Source organism: Fusibacter sp. 3D3, assembly GCF_001748365.1.
Classification (GTDB): Bacteria; Bacillota; Clostridia; order Peptostreptococcales; family Acidaminobacteraceae; genus Fusibacter_A.
In genome coordinates, this window is sequence record NZ_BDHH01000018.1 from 73,754 (window position 1) to 98,177 (window position 24,424).

At 36.8% G+C, this 24,424-nt stretch carries 19 protein-coding genes, 2 pseudogenes and 1 riboswitch; of the genes and pseudogenes, 1 reads left to right on the forward strand and 20 read right to left on the reverse strand.

Annotated elements, in window-relative coordinates:
* Nucleotides 1–8: 8 nt before the first annotated feature.
* From F3D3_RS18085 to rimP, 20 genes and pseudogenes are all read right to left on the reverse strand, one after another.
* The gene (locus F3D3_RS18085; RefSeq protein WP_069875858.1) at nt 9–1,013 is read right to left on the reverse strand and encodes an iron ABC transporter permease; all 1,005 of its coding nucleotides are present in this window, start codon (nt 1,011–1,013) and stop codon (nt 9–11) included.
* A 310-nt stretch (nt 1,014–1,323) separates the two neighbouring features.
* Nucleotides 1,324–1,498, reverse strand: a riboswitch (cobalamin riboswitch).
* 118 nt (nt 1,499–1,616) lie between these two features.
* Complete coding sequence (recA, locus tag F3D3_RS18090) at nt 1,617–2,633, reverse strand: recombinase RecA (RefSeq protein WP_069875859.1); 1,017 nt, start codon at nt 2,631–2,633, stop codon at nt 1,617–1,619.
* A 277-nt stretch (nt 2,634–2,910) separates the two neighbouring features.
* Nucleotides 2,911–4,173 (reverse strand): competence/damage-inducible protein A, encoded by a 1,263-nt coding sequence (locus F3D3_RS18095; RefSeq protein WP_069875860.1) that lies wholly within the window; start codon nt 4,171–4,173, stop codon nt 2,911–2,913.
* Between the two features lie 95 nt (nt 4,174–4,268).
* On the reverse strand, nt 4,269–4,793 hold the full coding sequence (pgsA, locus tag F3D3_RS18100) for a CDP-diacylglycerol--glycerol-3-phosphate 3-phosphatidyltransferase (RefSeq protein WP_069875861.1): 525 nt from the start codon (nt 4,791–4,793) through the stop codon (nt 4,269–4,271).
* Entirely contained in the window at nt 4,777–6,120 is a 1,344-nt protein-coding gene (gene rimO / locus F3D3_RS18105; RefSeq protein ID WP_374700090.1) for a 30S ribosomal protein S12 methylthiotransferase RimO, read from the reverse strand. The genes pgsA and rimO overlap by 17 nt, the downstream gene beginning before the upstream one ends.
* A gap of 59 nt (nt 6,121–6,179) precedes the next feature.
* On the reverse strand, nt 6,180–9,032 hold the full coding sequence (locus F3D3_RS18110; RefSeq protein ID WP_069875863.1) for a DNA translocase FtsK: 2,853 nt from the start codon (nt 9,030–9,032) through the stop codon (nt 6,180–6,182).
* Nucleotides 9,033–9,046: 14 nt separating this feature from the next.
* Entirely contained in the window at nt 9,047–10,243 is a 1,197-nt protein-coding gene (gene dapG, locus F3D3_RS18115; RefSeq protein WP_069875864.1) for an aspartate kinase, read from the reverse strand.
* A 67-nt stretch (nt 10,244–10,310) separates the two neighbouring features.
* Nucleotides 10,311–10,742 carry a dUTP diphosphatase gene (gene dut / locus F3D3_RS18120; RefSeq protein WP_069875865.1) on the reverse strand — a complete coding sequence of 144 codons (432 nt, stop codon included), beginning with the start codon at nt 10,740–10,742 and terminating at the stop codon, nt 10,311–10,313.
* 100 nt (nt 10,743–10,842) lie between these two features.
* On the reverse strand, nt 10,843–12,126 hold the full coding sequence (locus tag F3D3_RS18125; RefSeq protein WP_069875866.1) for a pitrilysin family protein: 1,284 nt from the start codon (nt 12,124–12,126) through the stop codon (nt 10,843–10,845).
* Nucleotides 12,127–12,262: 136 nt separating this feature from the next.
* The gene (gene pnp / locus F3D3_RS18130; protein WP_069875867.1) at nt 12,263–14,362 is read right to left on the reverse strand and encodes a polyribonucleotide nucleotidyltransferase; all 2,100 of its coding nucleotides are present in this window, start codon (nt 14,360–14,362) and stop codon (nt 12,263–12,265) included.
* A gap of 261 nt (nt 14,363–14,623) precedes the next feature.
* Entirely contained in the window at nt 14,624–14,890 is a 267-nt protein-coding gene (rpsO, locus tag F3D3_RS18135; RefSeq protein WP_069875868.1) for a 30S ribosomal protein S15, read from the reverse strand.
* Nucleotides 14,891–14,994: 104 nt separating this feature from the next.
* Nucleotides 14,995–15,933 carry a bifunctional riboflavin kinase/FAD synthetase gene (locus F3D3_RS18140; RefSeq protein ID WP_069875869.1) on the reverse strand — a complete coding sequence of 313 codons (939 nt, stop codon included), beginning with the start codon at nt 15,931–15,933 and terminating at the stop codon, nt 14,995–14,997.
* A gap of 31 nt (nt 15,934–15,964) precedes the next feature.
* Complete coding sequence (gene truB / locus F3D3_RS18145) at nt 15,965–16,864, reverse strand: tRNA pseudouridine(55) synthase TruB (RefSeq protein ID WP_084389150.1); 900 nt, start codon at nt 16,862–16,864, stop codon at nt 15,965–15,967.
* Complete coding sequence (locus F3D3_RS18150; protein WP_069875870.1) at nt 16,864–17,841, reverse strand: bifunctional oligoribonuclease/PAP phosphatase NrnA; 978 nt, start codon at nt 17,839–17,841, stop codon at nt 16,864–16,866. Before F3D3_RS18150 ends, truB begins: the two co-directional genes overlap by 1 nt.
* A 101-nt stretch (nt 17,842–17,942) precedes the next feature.
* Nucleotides 17,943–18,290, reverse strand: a pseudogene (gene rbfA, locus F3D3_RS18155) (30S ribosome-binding factor RbfA); the annotation flags it as partial.
* A gap of 89 nt (nt 18,291–18,379) precedes the next feature.
* Nucleotides 18,380–21,568: a translation initiation factor IF-2 gene (gene infB, locus F3D3_RS18160; protein ID WP_069875871.1), complete on the reverse strand. Its 3,189-nt coding sequence runs from the start codon at nt 21,566–21,568 to the stop codon at nt 18,380–18,382.
* A gap of 15 nt (nt 21,569–21,583) precedes the next feature.
* On the reverse strand, nt 21,584–21,892 hold the full coding sequence (locus tag F3D3_RS18165; protein ID WP_084389151.1) for a ribosomal L7Ae/L30e/S12e/Gadd45 family protein: 309 nt from the start codon (nt 21,890–21,892) through the stop codon (nt 21,584–21,586).
* Nucleotides 21,879–22,148 carry an RNase P modulator RnpM gene (gene rnpM / locus F3D3_RS18170; RefSeq protein ID WP_304456025.1) on the reverse strand — a complete coding sequence of 90 codons (270 nt, stop codon included), beginning with the start codon at nt 22,146–22,148 and terminating at the stop codon, nt 21,879–21,881. Before rnpM ends, F3D3_RS18165 begins: the two co-directional genes overlap by 14 nt.
* Nucleotides 22,145–23,230 carry a transcription termination factor NusA gene (gene nusA, locus F3D3_RS18175; RefSeq protein WP_069875873.1) on the reverse strand — a complete coding sequence of 362 codons (1,086 nt, stop codon included), beginning with the start codon at nt 23,228–23,230 and terminating at the stop codon, nt 22,145–22,147. The genes rnpM and nusA overlap by 4 nt, the downstream gene beginning before the upstream one ends.
* A 13-nt stretch (nt 23,231–23,243) precedes the next feature.
* Nucleotides 23,244–23,711: a ribosome maturation factor RimP gene (gene rimP, locus F3D3_RS18180; RefSeq protein WP_069875874.1), complete on the reverse strand. Its 468-nt coding sequence runs from the start codon at nt 23,709–23,711 to the stop codon at nt 23,244–23,246.
* A 401-nt stretch (nt 23,712–24,112) separates the two neighbouring features.
* Between rimP and F3D3_RS18185 the strand changes: the two are divergent.
* A pseudogene (locus tag F3D3_RS18185) lies at nt 24,113–24,424 on the forward strand (transposase); the annotation flags it as partial.

Consider the following 24,424-nt stretch of genomic DNA (forward strand, 5'->3'; position numbering starts at 1 on the left):
AAACCACCTTACGCTTTCTGTCTGTTTCTAAGCAAATAAAGAAAAAAAGGTGCCCCAACAAAAGAAATTATAATACTGACCGATATCTCCCCAATAGGTAAAATAATGCGCCCGATCGTATCACACATCACCACGAGTGAATACCCTAGTGCAATTGAGGTCGGAAATAAGTATTTATAATCTGACCCAACCAAAAGTCTAGCAATATGCGGAATAATTAAGCCCACAAAATTGACAAGCCCTGAAACCGATATCGCCGCTCCTGCCAGCAAAGAAGAGATCGTTATTAAAAAAAAACGAAAGCGTTCCGTCCGGACACCAAGTGAATTTGCCATTTCATCTCCAAGCATCAAAATATTCATCTTAGAAGGTAAAAAAAAGCAAATCATGATGCCAACAATTGCATATGGCAATATGAGAGATAGGTTTTTCCATGCAACGCCATTCAAACTGCCAACAAGAAATCCTGTCGCATTGGCTATTTTATCTGGAAAAAAGCTTCGTATGATATCATTGAATGCCCCAAAAACTGCTGAAACTGCCATACCTGATAAAATCATCTTTACAGGACTTACCCCTTTTTCATAAGCAATTGCATAAATAATCAAAGTGGTAAGAAAAGCACCTAATATAGCACCTAATGGCAACAAATAAAACAAACTGGGAAACACAACCAAAGTCATATAGCCAACAAAACTAGCACCACTAGTTACACCTATTGTTGAAGGCGATGCAAGATGATTTCGCATGACCCCCTGTAAAATACAACCCGATAATGACAGACATATCCCTACAAGTCCCCCCGATAAAATTCTTGGGAGCCTAACATGCCATATTATAAGTCTTGCCGATGAATCATCCGCGACTAAAACCGCTCGTAAAGATTCTTCTATCGTAAACGACATAGAGCCTACACAGACAGAAATCACAGTAACCATCAAACTAATCAAAAACAATAAGGTTATTAAAGACACCTTATAAAATTTTGTTTTTGTTTTTGAATCATAATTCAATATAAACCTCCTGCCCCAAAAAGACTAAAAAATGTCTCTATTCGCTATTTATAGACTATATACTGAATATAATCTGCTTTATTTGGAAATCGAATTGCCTCACTAGGGCATTTTTGCATACATCTGGAGCATAACAAAACGCATGATGTAGGCCTCATCACAACGGGAACACCCTTTATGATCTCGTAAACATTTTTTGGTTTAATAAGTTACTTATTAGAAGTATCTTTATTAACTACAAAAAAAACACACCTCTCAGGGGTGTGCAATTGTCAATTTCTGCATAACCAATAAATAAACTCCATCCCCGAGAATTGGTATTATTAACGGTAGGTCTCCTGACTTGCCATCTTCCTTAAGTACACCTTCCCATTTTCACAGTGGTATCGTACTCTCGTCCAGCTTACAGTAGTGGGTGCTGCTCAGGATTTTCACCTGATTCCCTTTTTTACACCAAATTGGTGACCGCAAATAAAAGTATTAAGTTTTTTATTATGATATCACAATTAATTGGCATATGCAACAAATAAAATGTGAATGCCTTATAAAAAAGGTCATCTCAAATAAACGCTACATGAGACGACCTCACTTTATACAATTATGCTATTTTTCTGTTACTTTAGGTGCATTTGCCTCAAGATTATAAAACGCTCTGACCTCTTTTTCAATTGTGTCGCAGATCTCAGGATTTTGGATGAGATATTCTTTAACATTCTCTCTACCTTGGCCAATTTTATTGCCTTCATAACTGTACCAAGAGCCTGATTTTTTAATAATATCTGCAGTTGCTGCCACATCTAGTATACTACCTTCTTTAGAGATACCGGTACCATACATGATATCAAATTCTGCTTGCTTAAAAGGAGGTGCCACTTTATTCTTAACCACTTTTACTCTTGTTCGATTGCCTACAATCTCAGTATCTTTTTTGATGCTGTCAATTTTTCGGACATCTAGTCTGACAGAAGCATAAAACTTGAGGGCATTCCCCCCTGTTGTAGTCTCCGGATTACCAAACATAACACCAATCTTCATTCTCAATTGATTTATGAAAATAACTGTACAATTCGATCGATTGATAATCCCCGTCAACTTTCTGAGTGCTTGAGACATCAAACGCGCCTGTAACCCCATATGAGAGTCTCCCATCTCACCTGTGATCTCAGCTTTAGGCACAAGAGCTGCTACCGAGTCAATAACAACGATATCAATGGCACCACTTCTAACAAGTGCATCTACAATTTCAAGTGCTTGCTCTCCTGTATCGGGTTGAGAAACAATAAGATCATCAATTGCAACACCAATATTTCCAGCATATACGGGATCAAGTGCATGTTCTGCATCTATAAAAGCGGCAACGCCGCCACGTTTTTGAGCTTCAGCAATCATATGAAGCGTTACTGTGGTCTTCCCTGACGATTCAGGTCCATATATTTCAACAACTCTACCTTTTGGAATTCCACCTATGCCAAGTGCAATATCTAAATCAATAGACCCCGTAGGTATACTTTCTATATTCATTTTTGCGGATTCATCACCAAGTTTCATGATAGAACCTTTACCAAACTGCTTTTCTATTTGACTCATTACATTATCTAATGCTTTTTGTCTTTCACTCATCTAATTAAACACCCACCTTTTTGTAAGAACATTTGTTCTAATTCATTATACCATATTGTCTTCCACTGTCCAGTCTTTTCAAATAACTTTAACCTATTAATATAATAACCATATTTTTACAAATTGTAAAGCCCTAAATTTCACTTTGAGTATCAAAAGTCAAAAGTTGAGCAACCATCTACCCTATGATGTCGTTTACGAGAAGTATGTGATACAGCATATGGTAGATGGTTTATGCAAAACTGAGATTTGAAACTCTAAACCCTATTACTTTTTATTATAATTTTGAAAGTTCATCATAAAGCATCTTTAAAGCTTTGTTCACAGCTCTATTTTGTACTGTTAATCGATCTCCAGAAAAATGATTTTCAAAAGTCATGATTTTATGACCAATTTTCAGGCCAATATACACAAGTCCCACTGGTTTTTCAACAGTTCCACCAGTTGGTCCCGCCACACCTGTAATAGAGACCCCAATGGTTGAGCCCGTTTTTTCACAGAGTCCTTTGACCATTTCAAAGCAAGTTTCATGACTTACAGCACCATGTGTCAACAACGTTTGTTCAGAAACACCGACTTCATCAGTCTTTGCTTTATTGGAATACGTTACAATTCCGCGATCTACCACTTTAGAAACACCACTGAATTTCACGATACTTTCTACAAGTTTCCCCCCAGTACAAGATTCAACAAAGGCTATTGATAGATTTTTTTCAAGGAGCATAGACGCCACTACTTCATTAATATCTTTTCCTTCTTCTGAAATGATATAGCTGCCTATTCTCTTTTTAATTTCTGAAACCATTGAATTCACACTTTGCTGGCACTTTTCATTGCTATGCCCAAATGAGGTGACTCGGACAAGCACCTTACCGTCCCCCGCGTAAGTGGCAATTGTTGGGTCCGTCTGGTCATTGATAAGGTCAAGAAGCGCATCCTCTGTACTCGATTCGCCAAGATCATACACACTTAAATATTTAGAAAACATTTTATTTGGATTCAATGCCAGTAAATAATTCTGAATATATTCATCATATAGCCATTTCATTTCTTTAGGCGGCCCTGGCAAAACGACAATATGCTTGTTTAGAGCTTCCAATTTCATAATACAAGCAGGTGCAGTACCCATATCGTTATCTAAAATTTGAGCATTTTCAGGAAAATAAGCTTGTCTCTTATTGTTTTCTGTCATCACACGATTAAATGCTCTAAACCTTTTTTCGATGCGCTCCATGCTATGTGGATCAAACACCATTTCAAGACCTAATGCTTTTGCAATAATATCTTTTGTGATATCATCTTGAGTCGGGCCAAGGCCACCAGTGGTGAAGATGATATCACATTCATCTATGAGCAATTTCAGTATATTTTCAATTCTCATCGGATTGTCGCCCACTGTCATGTGATAATAAACACCAATGCCAATTTCATTTAATTTTTGACTTAAAAAAGTGGCATTGGTATTAACTGTCTGTCCCATGAGTAACTCTGTACCAATCGCCAGTATGCCTGCCTTTAGATATCTTGAAGACTCTGTCATCCTCTTGCCTCCTGCTATTCGTTTTAGATTTATGTTTTTTTAGGTGTAAACGCATCAAGGTTGACATAATACATTTACGTCAACCTAATTGCTTTTTATTTAAGAATTTGTTTGTTTTTAACAATATAATCATATCCCGATATAATCGTTAAAATTGTTGCAATCCAGATTAAAATTGTATCCATTGGAAAAGAGAGCATTGAAAACGGAAAATTATGCATCAAGATGACTATGACCATGATCATCTGTGAAATCGTTTTGAATTTTCCCCACCAGCTCGCTGCGATAACAATTCCCTCAGAGGCAGCAACCGCCCGAAAGATGCTTACAATAAATTCTCTAGAGATAATCACAATAACCACCCAAGAACTTATTTTGCCAAGTTCAACAAAGCAGATAAGTGCAGAGGTTATCAAAAGTTTATCCGCAAGGGGATCCATGAACTTTCCAAAATTTGTGATCAAATTCAACTTTCGCGCTAAATAACCGTCTAAAAAATCCGTGAACGAAGCCACGACAAAGATAATAAGTGCAAACAACATCATTTGATTTAACAAGAAATAAATAAAGATTGGAATCAAAAGTACTCTTAAAAGTGTTAATTTATTTGCTATGTTCATGATACACCTCACCAATGACATCATATTCCAATGCATCTATCATTTTAACCTCTATAAAACTGCCTATATCCAAAGCTTCCGTTGTGTTGATGTAAACCACACCGTCAATTTCAGGTGAATCGTATTTCGTACGTCCCACATAAATCTTATTTTCTTCAACAAGTTCTTCCACAAGGACCTCATAAACTTTGCCCACTTTTGAATAACTTAAGCTCTCCGAAATATTCATTTGAAGTGCCATAAGTGCATCTCTGCGTTCTACCATAACGGTTTCAGCTACTTGATTTGGGAGTTTAAAAGCAGGAGTGTTCTCCTCATTTGAATAAGTGAAAGCCCCTAGGCGATCAAATTTAACTTCTTTAACCAATTTTAAAAGTGCATCAAAGTCTTGTTCTGTTTCTCCTGGAAAGCCGACGATGCAAGTAGTCCTAATAACGGCTTCGGGATCTCTTTTTCTAATCTTTTGAGTTATTTTCAGAATATCCTCATGTGTGGTTTTTCGATTCATCAATTTTAATATTTTATCACTTGCATGCTGAATTGGAATATCAAAATAATTCACAACTTTATCATTTGAGAAAAAGCCCTCTAATAAGTCATCCTCTAAAATATCTGGATATGAATACTGAACTCGAATCCATTTTAAGCCTTCAATTGCATTAAGTGCTGTCAAAAGTTTTGGTAGAGAAGGTTTCTTATAAAGATCAATGCCATACCTTGAAGTATCTTGAGCAATTAAAATGAGCTCCTTTACGCCCATAGAAACCAAATCCTCAGCTTCCTCTATGATATCTTCAAGCGCTCTGGACCGATATTTGCCTCTAAGTTTAGGGATGATACAATAAGTACACTTGTTATCGCAACCTTCTGCAATCTTAAGATAGGCATAATAACTTGGCGTTGTTAAAATCCTAGGTAGATTTTCTGGGATCTGCAGGTCTACAGACTCTATAAAGACCTTCTGACTTTTATTCTGATCTAGTGTTTTAATGACTTCATTTACTTTATAAAAATTACTGGTGCCGATGATGGCATCAATTTCTGGGATCTCTGCTAAAAGTTCATCGGGATATCGTTGAGATAAACAACCTGTTATGATTAATTTCTCCAGATGACCTTCCGTTTTTAATCTTGCAAAATCTAAAATCACATTGATGGATTCTTCTTGAGCATCGTGAATAAAAGAACACGTATTCACAATTAAAATCTCTGCCTCTTCAGCTTGATCACACAATGTATAGTCTTCGTCTAATATGCCCAACATTTGCTCTGAATCCACTAAATTTTTAGAACAGCCCAATGTTTCTATATATAATTTTTTCATAATACCCTCTTATTTTTTCATCTTATTTCTTGATAAATTTAATCGGTAGGATTTGATATAGATTACACTTCAGAATGTAAAATCCCCTCTTCTTCAATGAGATCTTCGTCATAAATAGCGTCATCCGATGACCGGTCATAATCAAAATCATCTTCACTTGAAATAATCGTTTTGTGACTGGATACACCCTCTAATTCTGACACATCACACATCGAATCAAATTCTGCTAGGGTCATCAATACTTCTCTGGGTTTACTGCCCCTAGAGGGCCCAATAATGCCACGTTCTTCCATCGAATCAATCATTCGAGCAGCTCTATTGTATCCCACTCTGAATTTTCTTTGCATCATGGACGCAGAGGCCAGACCTGAATCTAAAACAACTCTTATGGCCTCTTCAAGGTATTCATCTGCTTCATCAAAATCTTGCTCCACACTTTGGACTTCATCTAATATCGCTTCATTGTAGGACACCTCTAAAGATTGGTTTTTAATAAAGTCGACAACGCCCTCTACTTCTTCATCTGACATAAAAGCGCCCTGTGTCCGTTTAGGTTTCGCCGCACCCACTGGATAGAAGAGCATGTCGCCTTTTCCTAATAGCTTTTCTGCTCCACCCATATCAATTATGGTTCTGGAGTCAATAGAAGAAGAAACTGAAAACGCAATTCTCGAAGGAATATTGGCTTTGATCAATCCTGTTATAACATCAACAGAAGGCCGCTGAGTTGCTACAATTAAATGGATTCCAGCAGCTCTAGCCATTTGAGCGAGCCTACAGATCGCATCTTCGACTTGATTTGGCGCTACCATCATCAAGTCCGCAAGTTCATCGATGATCACGACAATTTGGGGTAAAAGTTCTATGCCTTGAAGTTCTGCTTTTTTGTTGTAACCCTTCATGTCACGAACAGTTTGTTCTGCAAACAACTTGTAGCGCCGGGTCATTTCATTTACAGCCCAATTAAGTGCTATAGATGCCTTTTTAGGATCCGTCACAACTGGCAAAATTAAATGCGGAATGCCATTGTAAGTACTGAGTTCAACTACCTTTGGATCTATCATTAAAAATTTAACTTCATCTGGTCTTGCGTTAAATAAAATACTTGAAATAATCGTATTGATACAGACTGATTTACCCGAACCAGTCGCACCAGCAATCAGCAGATGTGGCATACTCGCGAGGTCGCCCACAATTGCATTTCCAGATATGTCTTTGCCCAATCCTATGGTGATCTTAGACGTTTGTTTTTTAAATTCTGGCGAATTAAGCACTTCTTTTATCGTCACCATGGATGTCACTTTATTAGGCACTTCTATCCCAATAGCGGCTTTTCCTGGTATCGGTGCAATTCGCACATGACTCGTCGCTAAATTAAGCGCTATATCTTCACTTAATCCTACAATTTTACTGACCTTAACGCCAGGGCTTAACTGCACTTCAAACATAGTAATGGAAGGACCACGCTTAACAGAAACCACTTTTGCTTCAACATTGAAATTGACAAGCGTTTCTTCTAGCAATTTGGCCATTTCAATGTATTCTTCTTGATTGTCTAAAAGTTTAGCGTTTTTATTTTCATTAAGTAAAGTGATCGGTGGCAAGACGTAATGTTCTACGGGTTTAGCGATATTTTCTTTGATTTCATCATGGACATTTTGTCTGACTTCAGGCTCAATATCCTTTTCTTTTATCTTGACCACTTTCTTATCTTGCACCTCCGGCTGAGGGCTCATATTTAACGGACTTTCGGCTGTCGTTACATTTTCAGTTGCCTTAGACTCAATCACAGGTTCACTACTGTATGCCCCATTGGGTTCCATTTCAGGTTCCAGTTTTGATCCGCCTTTAAAAATAGATTTAACACCTGACATAACCAATTCTGGTGCGGAGTGATGAACCGGTTGAGGCATAATAGGAGTAGGTGTAACTTTTCCCGTCGATGTTACAGCTGAATTCATCTCTAACTTTGGTTCTATCTTCGTCTCTACCTTCGCCTCATTTGCTTGAACCTTTTGTTTATCCGCGTTATCATATGAATCATAATCAAATGCTTTAACATCTTTTTTTCTCGAAGCTTTTCTAAAAGTATCTAGAGTATTTAAAAAATGTTCAGAATCTGCTTCTATAGTATGTTGTGATGCTTCTTTTAGAGGAGATGCTTTTTGAGGTTTTGATACCGTTTCAGGTCGAGCGGCAGCCGCTGTAGCTCTGGCTTCCATCAATCTAGCCAGTTCTTCTTGCTTAATCTGTTTTTTCTCAAGTTGCTTCTTGCGTTTCTCATCCCATAAATCATGAAGTGATATTCGAGTCCAGACGATGAATCCCGAAACAAAAGAAACGATGATCAAAATAAATGCGCCTATATTGCCAATCAGTTTGAGCACACCAAATGTAACCAGTTCACCCATCACACCGCCACCTTTAAGGAGGACACTTCTATCAAAGGTCACTTTATACTGCTGTGCTGTTCCAAAATTTGAATCCACTTTAAAAAGTTCTCTTTCCACACCCGAAAAAACCATCATCGTTGTCAAAAGCATTGCACCCAGCAGAATAAGTGACATCGCAATATAAATTCGATTCCTTGCAGGTCTAAAATTCATATTGATGTGCACAAAAATATAAATAAATATAAAAACGGGCAGAATAAACCCCACATAAGAACATAAACCTAAATAAATGTTTTTAATAGCATGTCCAAACTGTCCCACGGTTGAAGTGTATAGACTCAACATTGTAAACAGCGTAAATGCAACTAAAGCTATAATTTTAAGCTCATAGGTTACTTTATAATGATGTTCCAGCTCTTTCGCTGTTTTCTTGGCAGGCTTTTTTGCTGCAGTATTACTTCTACTTGTGGTAGATGCTTTCTTTCTAGTTGTCGTTCTCTTGGTTGTCTTTGGGGTAGCCAAAAGATCACCTCCGTCTAATCGTTTAGTCCAAATTCATCATGTAATGCCTGTATTGCCTTCGTTAATTCCTGCTCTCTCACTAAACAAGATATGGTCGTGTAGGAGTCAGCCGTTTGTAATATATTCACCTTATTAAGTGTCAAGGCCAACGCCACGCGTTTCATCACACCCGGTACACCATGAATGCCATGCCCGATAACGGTTACTTTAGAACAAGCTTCTGTAATTTGAGTCGTCAAATCCAATGCACTTGTCAAATTGAGCATCGTAATATGATGTATATGATCCACCGTAAAGATTTTTTCATTTTCTAGAAAGCTGATAAGATCAATAGAGATATTCGCCTTTTCAATATCTTGAAGTAGCCTTTCAAATCTAGGATCATAATTATCAACTTTAACCTTAACTTGTATAATATCGTTTTTATAGGCAACCGCTGTCACTATTTTTTTTACCTCAGGAACATGCGCCCCATAAATAAGCGTGCCTGAACTTTCAGAGAATGTGTTTTTTATGATTAAAGGCCTATTACTTCTCTTCGCAATCGCCACAGCTTTTGGATCTACAACTTTAGCACCGTCAAGTGCCATTTGATGCATTTCTTCGTAACTGATTTTATTTAAAACCTTAGCATCTCCCACGTGTCTTGGATCAGCCGTCATGACACCATCAACATCCGTATAAATCTCAATATATTCCGCAGCAAGAACTTCCCCTAAAATTGCAGCTGTGGTATCGGAACCACCTCTTCCCAGTGTTGTAATATCACCTAATTCAGATATACCTTGGAAACCCGTTACGATTACCACGTATCCCCGATCTAAATGCTTTGTAATATTTTCGGTATTAACCTTTTTCACTGTGGCATTTCCTGCAATATTATCCGTTATGATCCCTGCCTGATATCCCGTTAACGCTCTTGCTTTTATCCCTTGACCTCTCAACCAGTTGGAGATATAAGCTGCAGAGATGGTCTCTCCGCAACTCATCAACAAATCGAGATCTATCGTGTTCATTTCATAATGTGGTTGTTGATACATATGAATCAGAGTATCCGTTGCATACGGCGCACCCATTCTGCCCATTGCAGAGACCACAATCACCAATTGATCGCCACTTGAAATAACTTTTTTAGCATTTGATACAATAATATTTCTACCTTCATCAGTGGATACTGAGGTTCCACCGTATTTTTGCACAATAATCGACATTTTTACCTCTATACTATTAGAATAATAACTTTAGAATAAAAACTTTTTTTATAATGTTGAAACGGCTTTAAACGCCAGTAGAACCAAATCCACCGGTGCCTCTATCCGTCTCTTCCACCGAATCCACTTGATCCCATAAAACTCTTTCATATTTTGTAATAATAAGCTGTGCAATTCGATCCCCTTTTGATATTTTAAAGGGCTCATTGCCTAGATTGATGATTGGAACTCTTAATTCACCTCGATAATCGCTGTCAATTGTACCAACACAATTGACAAGTGTAATGCCATTTTTGATAGACAACCCCGATCTTGCTCTCACTTGACCTTCATATCCAACTGGTATTTCCATAAATAGTCCTGTTGGCACTAAAGTTCTCTCCATTGGGTTTATGATTATTTCAATTTCATTATTAGACAAAAGATCCATTCCTGATGAACCCAGTGTTTGATAATTGGGTAATGGATTATTTGATTTATTTACAATTTTTACAGTCATAGCAACCTCCAGTAATACATACTGTTGCGTGCTGGTTCACAGCACGCAACCCTATAGTCTATTATATCAATTTTTCACAACAAACATCAAATTTTATATTTTAAGTGAGGGTTAAGATGTCGTTTTTCAACATGTTGAAAAGCTTTTCTGTGGATGCCTTATCAATATCTCCCACAATAGCAAGTGCAATTTTATCTTTTTCAAAACAGAGGTCAATTAACGCGTTAACGGTTTCTGTTTTAATGTTGTTTATTTTAGCCATCATCTCATCAAGGCTTTTTTCTTTTTGAGTAAAGAGCTCTAAGCGTCCAATCAAGTCCATATAGTTATCTGTCCCTTCAAGACCCAGTACAAAACTCCCTCTCAAATGAGCTCGCGCATGTTCTACCGCTTCATCCGTAAGTCGATTTTGCTTTATTTGATTGATCGTCTCGATAATTAACTTAATCGTTTGTTCAAGATTTTCTTTGGAAACACCAAAACTTATATTCATCGTGCCTATATCATCATAGAAACTGGGTTGACTAAAAATGGAATATGATAATCCCGCTTCTTCACGAATTTTTTGAAACAGCAAACTGCTGTTGGTACCACCAAATACGTTTGAAAGTAACATCAAATCATAGCTTCTGTCATCATCATAAGGGACACCTGGCATGTCTATAGAAACTTGAATTTGCTCATTATCTTTATACTTATATCCAAATTCAGAATGAAACTTGGGCCCTATGACATTTGATGCCAATCTATCATTCTGAACCATTGCGCCAAAGTATTTTTCACAAAGTCTTTTAAGCTCAACTTCATCAAAGGCACCCGCAATTGAAATAACCGCATTATTGGCTACATAAAAATCTGAATAATACGATATAAGATCTTCTCTTTTAAAGTTTGACACCGTCTCTTTTGTTCCTAAGATAGGCAATGACAAAGCATGATCTCCAAAAGTAATACCCGTCAAAATATCTTCAACCAAATCTTCAGCAGAATCTTCATACATATTGATTTCATCTAATATAACTGTTTTTTCTACTTCAATATGCTCAGATTCAAACGTAGAATGTTGTATCATGTCTGACAACACATCAAAGCCCACTTCGAGATCTTCTCCTAAAAGTTTCGTGTAATAACAAGTACATTCTTTGGCTGTGTACGCATTGATTTCGCCACCTATACCGTCGATAATTAAAGCGATGTCTTTAGCGGATCTCGTCTTTGTTCCTTTGAACATCATATGTTCTATAAAGTGAGAAATACCATTATTGCATTTAGACTCGTTTGCCGACCCCGCCTTGATCCATACGCCAACACATACGGATTTGTAGCCTTCTAATTTTTGGTATACCACATTCAGCCCATTACTCAATTGCATTTTATTATGCAAACTGCCACCTCATCTTTGTACATTTTAATTTTGCTACAATATTTGACTTTTGACTAATGATTTAACATTAAGAAAGATAATACTTGCACTAAGGCAAATATTATCTTTATCTCTTTGCTTATGAAAATACATCAATCTATGCTTCAGTTTTATTTTCTTCCAATAAGACTTTTCTAGATAAGTTGATTCTACCCTGATCATCAATCTCTATGATTTTAACCGTTACTTCGTCCCCAATGTTTAATACATCTTCCACTTTGGCAACACGTTTCGTGTCAATTTGCGATATGTGACATAAGCCTTCTTTTCCAAAACCTAAATCAACAAACACACCAAATTTCATCAAGCGTGTCACTTTACCAGTGAAAACTGCACCGACTATTGGTTCTTTCGTGATCCCTTCAATTTCTGCAAGTGCCTTTTCGCCACCAATACCATCATTAGCAGTAATCAAAACGGATCCATCATCTGAAATATCGATCTTAACATTATAAGCAGAAGTAATTCTCGTAATGACCTTACCACCTGGTCCAATAACATCTCTAATTTTATCTGGATTGATCTTAATACTAAACACTCTAGGTGCATACTTGGACATTTCTGGATTTGGCGCCTTAATGACTTCAGCCATTTTGCTTAAGATAAACAGACGTCCTTCTTTAGCTTGTGCAAGCGCATTTTCAAGCAATGCTTTATCAAGACCATCTACTTTGATGTCCATTTGAAGTGCTGTAATACCATCCTTTGTACCCGCCACTTTAAAGTCCATATCGCCGAGTGCATCTTCCATACCCTGAATATCTGTTAAGATAGAAATTTTATCGTCTTCTTGAATCAATCCCATTGCAATACCAGCAACAGAGTCTTTAAGAGGTACACCCGCATCGAGTAACGATAATGTGCTTCCGCAGATACTTGCTTGCGAGCTCGATCCATTACAAGTGACTACTTCTGACACTACTCTAATAGCATACGGAAAATCTACTTCTGATGGTAATACCGGTATTAAAGCTCTTTCCCCTAATGCGCCATGACCCACTGCTCTTCTATTAACTCTATTCATGCCCGTCTCACCAACTGAAAAAGGAGGGAAGTTATAATGATGCATATAGCGTTTTGTCTCTTCAAGCCCTAATCCATCAATACGTTGAGCTTCTCCAAGCGCACCCAAAGTTGTGATTGAAAGTGCTTGTGTCAACCCTCTTGTAAAGAGCCCCGATCCATGTGTTCTAGGCAATAGACCCACTTCACTTGAAATTGGACGAATGTCTTTAATCCCTCTACCATCTGGTCTAACGCCCTCATTTATAATCATTTTTCTGACAATATTTTTCTCTATCGCTTTAAATTGCTCTTTTAAGAAATCTTTATCCTCTGGATGAGTTTCTTCAAAATGGGCAATCATCTCATCTTTAAGTTCATCTAATGCTTCATTACGATCATATTTGTCCTGAATCCTAACCGCTTTATCCATTCTCTCTGCTAAGAAATCATAGATTTCTCTCACATAAGTTGAATCAATTTCTGGGATTTCAATATTAAATTTCGGCTTTCCAACCTCTTTGTTGATCATTTCGATAAACTCACAGATTTCTTTAATCGTTTCATGTCCAAACATGATCGCTTCAAGCACAATGTCTTCTGATAGAATATCAGCCCCTGCTTCAACCATAACCACAGCTTCTTTTGTTCCAGAAACCACAAGATGTAATCTCGATTGTTCCATTTGATCAACCGTTGGATTAATGATCAATTTATCATCCACATATCCAACGATAACCGCTGCTGCTGGTCCGTTAAACGGAATATCTGAAATCCCAAGTGCAATTGAAGTGCCATTCATCGCCAACGTATCTGGTGTACAATCTTGATCTACCGATAATACAGTCGCCGTTACTTGAACATCATTTTTCATGCCATCAGGAAAAAGCGGACGAATAGGTCTGTCGATCATTCTCGCTGTCAGCACTGCTCTTTCAGAAGGTCTGCCTTCTCTCTTAATAAATCCTCCAGGAATTTTACCTACTGAATATAATTTTTCTTCAAACTCAACGGTTAATGGAAAGAAATCAATTCCCGTTCTCGGTTTTTTAGTTGCTACAGCAGTGACCAAAATCACAGTTTCACCATAGCTTACAAGTGCCGAACCATTAGCCAAATTGCCCATTTTTCCAAGCTCTACTTTAAACAGTCTTCCAGCGATTTCTTTTTCAAAAATTCTTACTTCTTTAATCATAATGCCTCCTAATAATTTGACATTACCGCACAGAATTTATCCTACTTATTTCAAATCAACGCTCAATGACATTTGTGAACATAAAACTGAGAGCTCACTTCAAATAAGTAGGATTTTAAGATAAATTCCTAGATAATGTTTTTAGTAAATTTACTTACCCTTTATATTATACTAAATTAACGCACAAATATAAAGGATTAAATCTTTTAATGTCCACAGTTCAAAAAAAAGGTAGATTATACAATCTACCTTTGTCTCACACTATTTTCTTAACCCTAATTCTTGAATTAAGCCTCTGTATTTATCAAGATTGTTGTCTTTCAAGTAAGTCAAAAGGTTTCTTCTTTGACCGACCATTTTCAAAAGACCTCTTCTTGAATGATGATCTTTTTTATGTGCTTTTAAATGCTCATTTAAGTCATTGATTCTAAAAGTTAAAAGTGCAATTTGAACTTCTGGAGAACCAGTGTCCGTTGGATGTGTTTTGAATTTCTCAATAATTTCTTGTTTGTTTTCTTTTGTAATCATGTTTATTGCCTCCATTCATAATTTAGCCCACAAGCTATGTAGTCGTCGGAGTCTCGAGCAACAGAGCAAGCGGTATACAACATTAGAATTATATCACTATTAGGCTACTTCGGCAAGTGTGTTTTAAAATATTCATCTGCCATTCTTAAATCACTTTGCATTTTGACAACAAGTTCGTCCACCGTTTCAAACTTCATCTCATCTCTGAGTCTTTTAATAAAATGAACTTCAATTTGCTGTCCATATAAAACTTGATTAAAGTCAAAAATATAGGTTTCCATGTTAAGTCCCACTTGATCGAAAGTTGGATTATAGCCTACATTGGTGACACTTTTATAAACCGTATTTTTATAGAGGGTTTCCGTAATATAGACCCCAGGTTTAATCGTGCTGATATTCTCTTTTATTCTGAGATTAGCGGTTGGGATGCCAATTGTTCTGCCCACTTTTTTGCCTTCGACAACCATCCCTTTGACAAAATGTTTTCTCCCAAGGTAAAAATTGGCTTCAACAATTTTGCCTTCATTTAAAAGTTCTCGGATGAGCGTGGATGAAATTCTAATATCATTCTTCATAATAGGCTCAACAATTTCAAAGGTATAGTCATATACTTTTGAAAATTCTATAAGCATATTGATATCCCCTCGGGCTTTTCTGCCAAATCGATAATCATACCCCACAGTGAGATGTTTCATATTGAGTTTTCCAATGAGAACGTCCTTAATAAAATCTTCTGGTTCTATTTTGAGCTGATCTTCATCAAACTTAATCAGAGCGAGATAATCCAATCCAAACCGTGTAAAAATCTGAGTCTTTTCATCCACATCCATAATCTTAGGGGGTACATTATTGGGTGTCAATACCTCTCTAGGATGATTCGAAAAAGTATAGACAAAAGTTTTTAAGCCTCTGCTCTCAGCTGCTTTTTTCATTTCGCTTAGAACTTCCATGTGTCCAATATGCAACCCATCAAATGTTCCAAGTGCCACTGAAGTGGCATTTTTCTGTACATCAATTTCCTCTAGTTCAAAATAAATCTTCATAAAAGCACCTATTCTTTAACGATTGTCTCACTTATAATAGTTTCTTCATGAACAATCCCTTATCTGTATTTTCAGCGATACCGTAAAAAGTAAGGCCTACATATATTCTATAAAACTTTTTAGCATTTTTCAATTGAATCTCATCTTTGAATGAGTCTAATTGAATTTTAACACCATTTTGAATGAGTTTATGATATTTTATTGAATCTGGTAGTACAATCTGTTCCATAAAAGAAAGCGCATCCTCTATGGACACCAAATGTGTTGATATCATATCCAAATCGATCAGATCAATTGGCACAGCACGTTCCAGTTTAAAGGGGTCAGACATCGTTCTTCTGAGTTCTGTCATATGTCCATAACATCCTAAGGTCAATCCGATGTCGTGACACAAAGTTCTGATGTACGTCCCCTTCGAACATGCAACATCAAACTCTATTGTATGTTGTCTTACAACTATGTTTTCGATTTTATAAATGGTTCTTCTCCGCGCTTCTCTTTCAACGACAATCCCTTTTCGAGCAAGGTCAACCAATTTTGCGCCATTTATTTTTAAAGCACTATACATCGGTGGTACTTGATCAATTTCGCCGATAAAACTTTCAACAACTTCTACAACGCTTTCTTTATCAATTTGAAAATTAGGATCTGCTACTTGATGCGTCACCACACCCCAGCGATCTTGAGTATCAGTAGCAGACCCTAAGCACATTTCGCAATGGTAACCTTTTACATTTTCAAGTAGAAAATCTACTATTTTAGTTGCACGCCCTATACAAATTGGCAAGACACCTGTGGCCATTGGATCTAAAGTTCCAGTGTGACCAATTTTCTTGGTCTTTAACCTTTTGCGCAAAATGGCTACAACATCATGAGAAGTCATGTCTTTTGGTTTGTCTATAACGATGATACCATTAATTTCTTGAGACATTATAAGGACTCTCCTATCATCTTAAGAATTGCATTTTCGATCTCAAGATCACTGCCCACGGCTTTAAAACCCGCGGCCTTTTTATGACCGCCACCACCTAAAGCAACCGCTACCCTACTGACATCGAACTCATTTTTGGATCTCATTGAAATCTTATATTCACACTGATCTATATGCTTAATAAAAACGACAACCTCTACGCCTTTAATATCTCTTACATACTCAACAACACCATCTGTGTCATAGGTTTCAAAGACTAATTGTCTTTTCAATACTTCAGATAGCTTTACGATTGCACATTTGCCATCAAAATGAAGCGACAATGTATCAAAAACTTTGTTAAGTAATAATAATTTTTCAAAGGATTTGTTTTGGAAAATTTCGACATTAAGTCGATTGAAATCAAATTTGTGCTCTACCAGCGCCTTACAAACTTCAAATGTATAAGGACGCGTGTTAGAATATCTAAAGCTTCCTGTATCTGTAACAATGGCTGCATAAAGACCTTGAGCAGCAAAAATATCCAGTTCCAAGTTGAAATATTCGGATATTTTATAAACGATTTCTCCTGTTGAAGATGCTTCAGATTCTATTATATTCAAATCGGCAAATTCTTGATTGGTAATATGGTGATCTATACTGATCGTCGGAACCTCTGATGACATAAGTACTGTTCTGTCTCCAATTAATTTTAATTCTCCAGTATCCACAATAATAATCAGTTCGTATTTAAGTTTTTTTGCTTCTTCCAAAGTGATAACAATGCCTTTGTTTTCCTCAAATAAAAACAATAAATTAGAAGGTATATCGTCATCTAAGACAATATACCCTGTTTTATTAAAGTCTTTAATTAAATGATACATCCCTATTGCTGAACCTAAAGTATCACCATCAGGTAGTGTATGAGGAAAAATCAAAATTGTATGAACATTTTCTTCTACTATATGATTTTTTAAAGCCTCAAATTTTGTATTCATTTTAGTTTCCTCAAATATTATTCTTCATCATTTTCATCGTCATCGTCGTCGTCATCAAAATCATCTGAAATCATTGTTTCATCCGTAATTTCGGCTTCATCTTGTTTTATATTAAGCGAACCAATGATATCATTAATATGCATTCCGTGCTCAATAGATGTATCTTGCTTGAAAATAGGTTCAGGTGTATATCTTAGCTTTATACCTTTTCCAATTTCTTTTCGAATAAACCCTTTTGCACTATTGAGACCGTCAATCGTTTGCTGTGTATTGTGATTTGGATCAAATACACTGATATAGATCGTTGCGTATCTAAGATCATTCGTAACATCTACATAAGTCACTGAAGCAAGTTTCGATACCCTAGGATCCTTGAGATCAAACATAATAATGTGACTCACAATTTTCTTTATTTCTTCATTTATGCGTTTATTTCTAGATTTAGACATATAAACACCCACTTTCTTTTCTGTGTTTATAGAATGGACCATCAGTGCCTGATGGTCCATTCTCAATACACTCATCGCTGAGATATATCTTATAGATCTCTTTTGACTTCTTCCATGATGAATGCTTCTATCTCATCATTTTCTTTCAAATCATCATATTTTTCAAGACCAATACCACATTCATATCCAGTATTAACCTCTTTTGCATCATCTTTAAATCGCTTAAGTGATGAAATTTTACCTTCAAAGATAACAATCCCTTCACGAATAAGTCGAACTTGAGCATTACGTGTTACTTTACCCGTTGTCACATATCCACCTGCAATCGTACCGATATTAGGCACCTTGAATGTTGCACGCACTTGAATTCTACCAAGTACAACTTCTTTGAAAGTAGGTTTTAACATACCCTTCATTGCCGTTTCAACATCATTAATTGCATCGTAAATAATACTATACGTCCTGATACTGACACCTTCTTGATCCGCAATATAAGATACGTTTGAAGATGGTCTTACGTTAAAGCCAATAATAATGGCGCTTGAAGCAGATGCTAATACGACATCCGTCTCAGAGATTGCACCCACACTTGCATGGAGAATATTGACACGTACTTCTTCGTTCTTAATTTTAAGGAGCGATTGTTTAATCGCTTCAACCGAACCTTGAACATCGGCCTTAACGATAATGTTAAGATCTTTGATTTCACCTTGCTGAATTTTTTCAAATAATTCTTCCAGTGTAAGACCGCTATTTTTACTGAGCGATTTTTCTCTAACTTGAATTGCATTTCGATCTGCAAACACTTTAGCGGTTTTCTCATCTGGTGTCACAAAGATTTGATCTCCTGCTTGTGGGATATCAGACAATCCATCGATTTCCACTGTTGTAGAAGGTCCGATTTTTTTGACTTTCTTCCCTTTATCATTGTACATTGCTTTTATTTTACCAGCAGATGCACCTGCAACGATAGGATCGCCAACACACATTTGACCTTTTTCAAGGATGATTGTTGTAACGGTACCGCGACCTTTGACAACTTTTGCTTCTATGACAGAACCCACACCTAAACGATTTGGATTCGCTCTTAATTCAAGCACTTCTGCAACGAGCAATACCATCTCAAGTAATTTATCAAGACCTTCACCTGTTTTTGCAGAAACTGGTACTGCAATAACATCGCCGCCCCATTCTTCAATGAGTACACCACGATCGGCAAGTTCTTGCTTTACACGATCTGTATTGGCATTTGGCTTATCAATTTTATTGATTGCAACTATGATCGGTACCTTTGCAGCTTTACTATGGTCAATCGCTTCAATGGTTTGAGGCATGACACCATCATCTGCTGCAACAACTAAAATTGCAATATCCGTAACCTTAGCCCCTCTAGCTCGAAGCGAAGTAAACGCCTCATGACCAGGTGTATCTAAGAATACAATTTTCTCGCCTTTATGAACAATTTCAGAAGCACCAATGTGCTGTGTGATACCACCAGCCTCGCCATCAGCAACACCTGTATCTCGAATAGCATCCAGCAAAGATGTTTTACCATGATCGACGTGACCCATAACGGTAACTACAGGCGCTCTTTTAACCATGTCCTCTGGTCTATCTTCAGAATCAAGCTCGAATAGTTCAACAAGATCTTCTTCTTCTACAACAAGTTGTTCAAGCTCAATATTGTATTCTAAAGCCAACAACTCTGCCAGTTCAAAGTCAAGTTCCTGATTAATGGTTGCCATCGTTCCTAATTCCATAAGTTTCATGATGACTTCATTAATGCCTTTATTGATCTTTTCAGCAAATTCTTTTACTGTGATCGGGATTTCAACTTGCAAAATTTCTTTCGCCAATCTCTCATCCAATTTTTCTGTTTTCTCTTTTTCAAACTGTTGTTTATACTTAACTTTTTTCTGTTTTGTCTTCTTTCCAAAGTTAAAGTTTCTACGCGGATCGACTTCTTTAACAGAAATTTCTTCTTTGAGTAATTTTTTAGCTTTTTTAGATTTGTTTTCCAATTTATCTTGGTCAAAAGTCACAACAATCTTATCTTTTTTAGGTTTTTTCTTCTTTGGTGTTTTTTCTTGAATTTCAGAAGTAATGGATTTAATAGATGAATCTACTTTCTTATTTGGCCCCCTATTATCACGGCCTTGATAATTACTTGGACCTCTATTATTACCACTACTGCTTGTCCCTCCAGTACTTGAACCGCCTTCTCTTGGTTTGTATCCACCTTCTCTTGGTTTATACCCACCCTCTCTTGGCTTGTATCCACCCTCGCGAGTTGCACCACTTGAGGTTCTATTATCATACGTCCGATTACGATTATCGCCCGTTGGTCTATCGCCTGTCGGTCTATCACCTGCCGGCCTTGGACTACGGTTGTCATAGCTTCTATTTCGGTTGTCACCTGTTGGTCTATCACCTGCTGGTCTGTCGCCTGCTGGTCTATCGCCCGAACGATTATCATAGCTGCGATTTTGATTATAACCACCTGGTTTTTGATCCCCAGTTCGATTTGCATTGTTTCTATTGTCATAACTGCGGTTATTATTATAGGTTCTGTTATCAGATGCTGGTCTATCAGATACTGGTCTATCACCCGCTGGTCTATCACCTGTTGGTCTATTATCATAACTTCTGTTGCGATTATCATAATTCCGATTTCTATTATCAGAAGCAGGTCTATCACCCGCTGGTCTATCTGATGCGGGTCTATCAGATGCTGGTCTATCAGATGCTGGCCTTGGTGTAGAAGTCCGATTGTCATTGTTTCGATTGTCGTAGCTTCTATTTTGGTTATAACCGCCCGTTCTCTGATCGCCTGATCTATTATCGTAAGTTCTTGGTCGATTATCATTTGTTCTTGGTCGATTATCAGTGCTTCTAGTATCAGTTGTTTTAGGATCACCGGTACTAGTTGCAGCTGTAGTTGATCTAGCATCCGTTGGTCGATTATTGGACCGGTTATCATACGATTTATTGCGTGTATCGCTGCTATAACTTTTTGTGTGTTTTTTGTTTTCTTCTTCTTTGATCTCTTTAGTACGATCATAAATGATCTTGTGATGTTTTTCAGCAGGTTTTGTTTGAGTTTGATCTGTCGCTGCTGTTTTAGGCTTGAAGTTACTCCTCAATTTTGTAACTTCGTTATCCTCTAAAGTACTCATGTGAGATTTGATTTCAAGACCTAATTTTGTTGCTGCATCTTGAACCTCTTTATTGGATTTGTTTAATTCCTTTGCTAATTCATATATTCGGATTTTTGACATAGCTTCACCTCCGTGTTATAAAACATCAATTTTTTCAATCAATGCTCTAGAAAATTTTTTGTTTGAAATTCCGAACAAACCATAGTTCTCTTTGCCAATTGCTTTTGACAATTCATCCTTAGTAAAAAGGATTTTATAAGCAACGTCTTCCGATTCGCACAACTGGATTATTTGTTTAGTAGTTGTTTCATTGAGATCACTTGCAATGATCATCAGTGAAATTTTTTTGCGTTTTATGCCCTCAGTACAAAGGGTTTCACCTAATACTAAATTTCCAGATTTTTTTGCGAATCCAATAAGCGTTAAAACGTTATTCATGATCATCTAACTTCTCCTTGAGTGCATCAAAAACAGAATTATCAATTTGAGTCTCAAAAGCACGGTTAAATGCATTCTTTTTAATCGCTTGATCAAAACACTTTTTATCTTTACAGATGTAAGCACCTCGACCATTTGCTTTTCCAGTAAAATCAACGAAGACTTCATCCTCTTTATTTTTTACAACTCTAATGAGTTCTTTTTTGGGCTTTTGCTCACCGCAACCAATACATTTTCTCATTGGTATTTTCTTCATAATTATTCATCATCTCCGTATACTTCTTCATATTCACCAATTTCACGCAAATAATTTTTATACTGAGTTTCACTTTTAATATCAATCTTCCAGCCTGTTAATTTAGCTGCTAAACGCGCATTCTGACCTTCTTTTCCAATCGCAAGTGATAATTGATAGTCAGGGACAACCACAAGTGCAGAGTTGTCTTCTTCATCGACTTCAACTCGCATTACCTTAGAAGGACTAAGCGCATTTGAGATTAAAATAGCTGGATTTTCATGCCATTCAATAATATCAATTTTCTCCCCCTGAAGCTCATCAACAATGTTTTGAACGCGATGACCCTTTTGTCCAACACATGCACCAACAGGATCTAAATCTGGATTGCTTGAATAGACAGCAATTTTAGTTCTTGAACCTGGCTCTCTAGAAATGTTTTTCACTTCAACTTCGCCATCGAATATTTCAGGTACTTCAAGTTCGAATAAACGCTTTACAAGACCTGGATGTGTTCTCGAAACATAGATTTGTGGTCCTTTTGTTGCATTCTTAACCTCAGTGATATACGTTTTTATACGTTCTCCTTGAACATACTCCTCTGATGGAATTTGTTCATTTGGTGCTAGCATCGCTTCAGTTCTGCCCAGATTGATGTAAATGGTGCCTTTTGCGATTCTATGAATCACGCCATTTACAATTTCACTTTCCCTGCTTGCAAATTCATCATAGATGACACAGCGCTCAGCTTCTCTTATCTTTTGCACCACAACCTGTTTAGCCGATTGTGCAGCAATTCTGCCAAAGTCCCTTGGCGTTACTTTCTCTTTGACAATATCGCCACTTTCAAAATCCTTATCCAATTTCTTAGCTTCATCAACAGAAATCTGCGTTATTTCATCGAAAACTTCATCTGCAACAATTCTCACAGAATAGACATTAATTTCGCCCGTTTCACGATTTAATTCAACTTCAACGTTATGAGTTGCACCAAAATTGTTCTTATAAGCTTTGATCACTGCATCTTCAATAACATCGAAAAGCATATCCATGGCAAGACCCTTTTCTTTAACCAATTGTTCCAATGCAATAAGAAGTTCTGTTTTCACGTCTTTATCCCTCCTATTCAAATTCTACAACAAGTTTTGCCACAGAAACCTTACTTTTAGGAATCGCGACCTCACCCATTGCTTCATTTTTAATCATAATATTATCATCAACCAATCCCAATAAAACCCCATTTATAACTTTTTGTCCTTCAAAGGGTTGGTAGAGCTTTAACTGAATTTCTCTATCTTTAAACCGTTCAAAGTCATAATCTTTTTTTAAAGTTCTCTCTACCCCTGGGGATGTTACCTCTAAAAAGTATTGTTCCTCAATCGGATCAATAGAATCCAATTTACTATTGAGATGTTGACTGACCAGCTGACAATCATCTAGAGAAACGCCATCCTCTTTATCTATAGTTACACGTAAATAACGGTATGGTCCCTCTTTGACAAATTCTACATCTAGAAACTCCATCCCTTGAGCCTTCGCAAACGGTTCAACGATTTCCGCCACAACATCTACGACTTTTTTCTTTTTCATAAGCCACCTGCTTTCATTTTTCACCATTATAATTTATATTGTTAATGCATTTAAATTCAATTTATGTACTCAAAATAACGCACAGAAGAAAACATATAGAATTACAATAACAAAGAGTGGGAACCCCCACTCCTTATGTCTTAACCTATTAACTATTATATTATAACACATTGCCTACGTTTATGCAAACGAGAATAGGGATAATTGATTGTCATCTGGCATACCGTCAAAACAGCCGTGAGTCTTCATTGCCTCAATTACAGTTTTGGATACGGGTTTTCGACACTTGTAAATGATATTTTTTTATAGAATGCTGTATTTAGGCCTTTAAGGCTTATTTTTTTGTCAAATTTTTCAGTTTTATATGTTGTACGGAGTTGTATATTGTGATATAATAGGCTATGAAATTAAATTATGATAAGAAATCAAAAGACCCAACCTACTTTGTGCAAAAGGGCTACCGTAACGGTAATAAAACCACAACAAAGAATATCGCTAGAATTGGTAAACATTCTGAACTGCTAAAGATTACAGATGATCCTTTGGCTTATGCCAAGGAACAAGTTACTAAGTATAATGATGAAGAAAAAAATGGCAAGGTGACTATGGAGGTGAAAATCGATTTTGCTGAAAAAATCAAACTCAACAACGACCTTGTTTCTTCTAGTACAAACTTGAATATCGGATATCTGTTTTTACAGCAGCTTTATCAC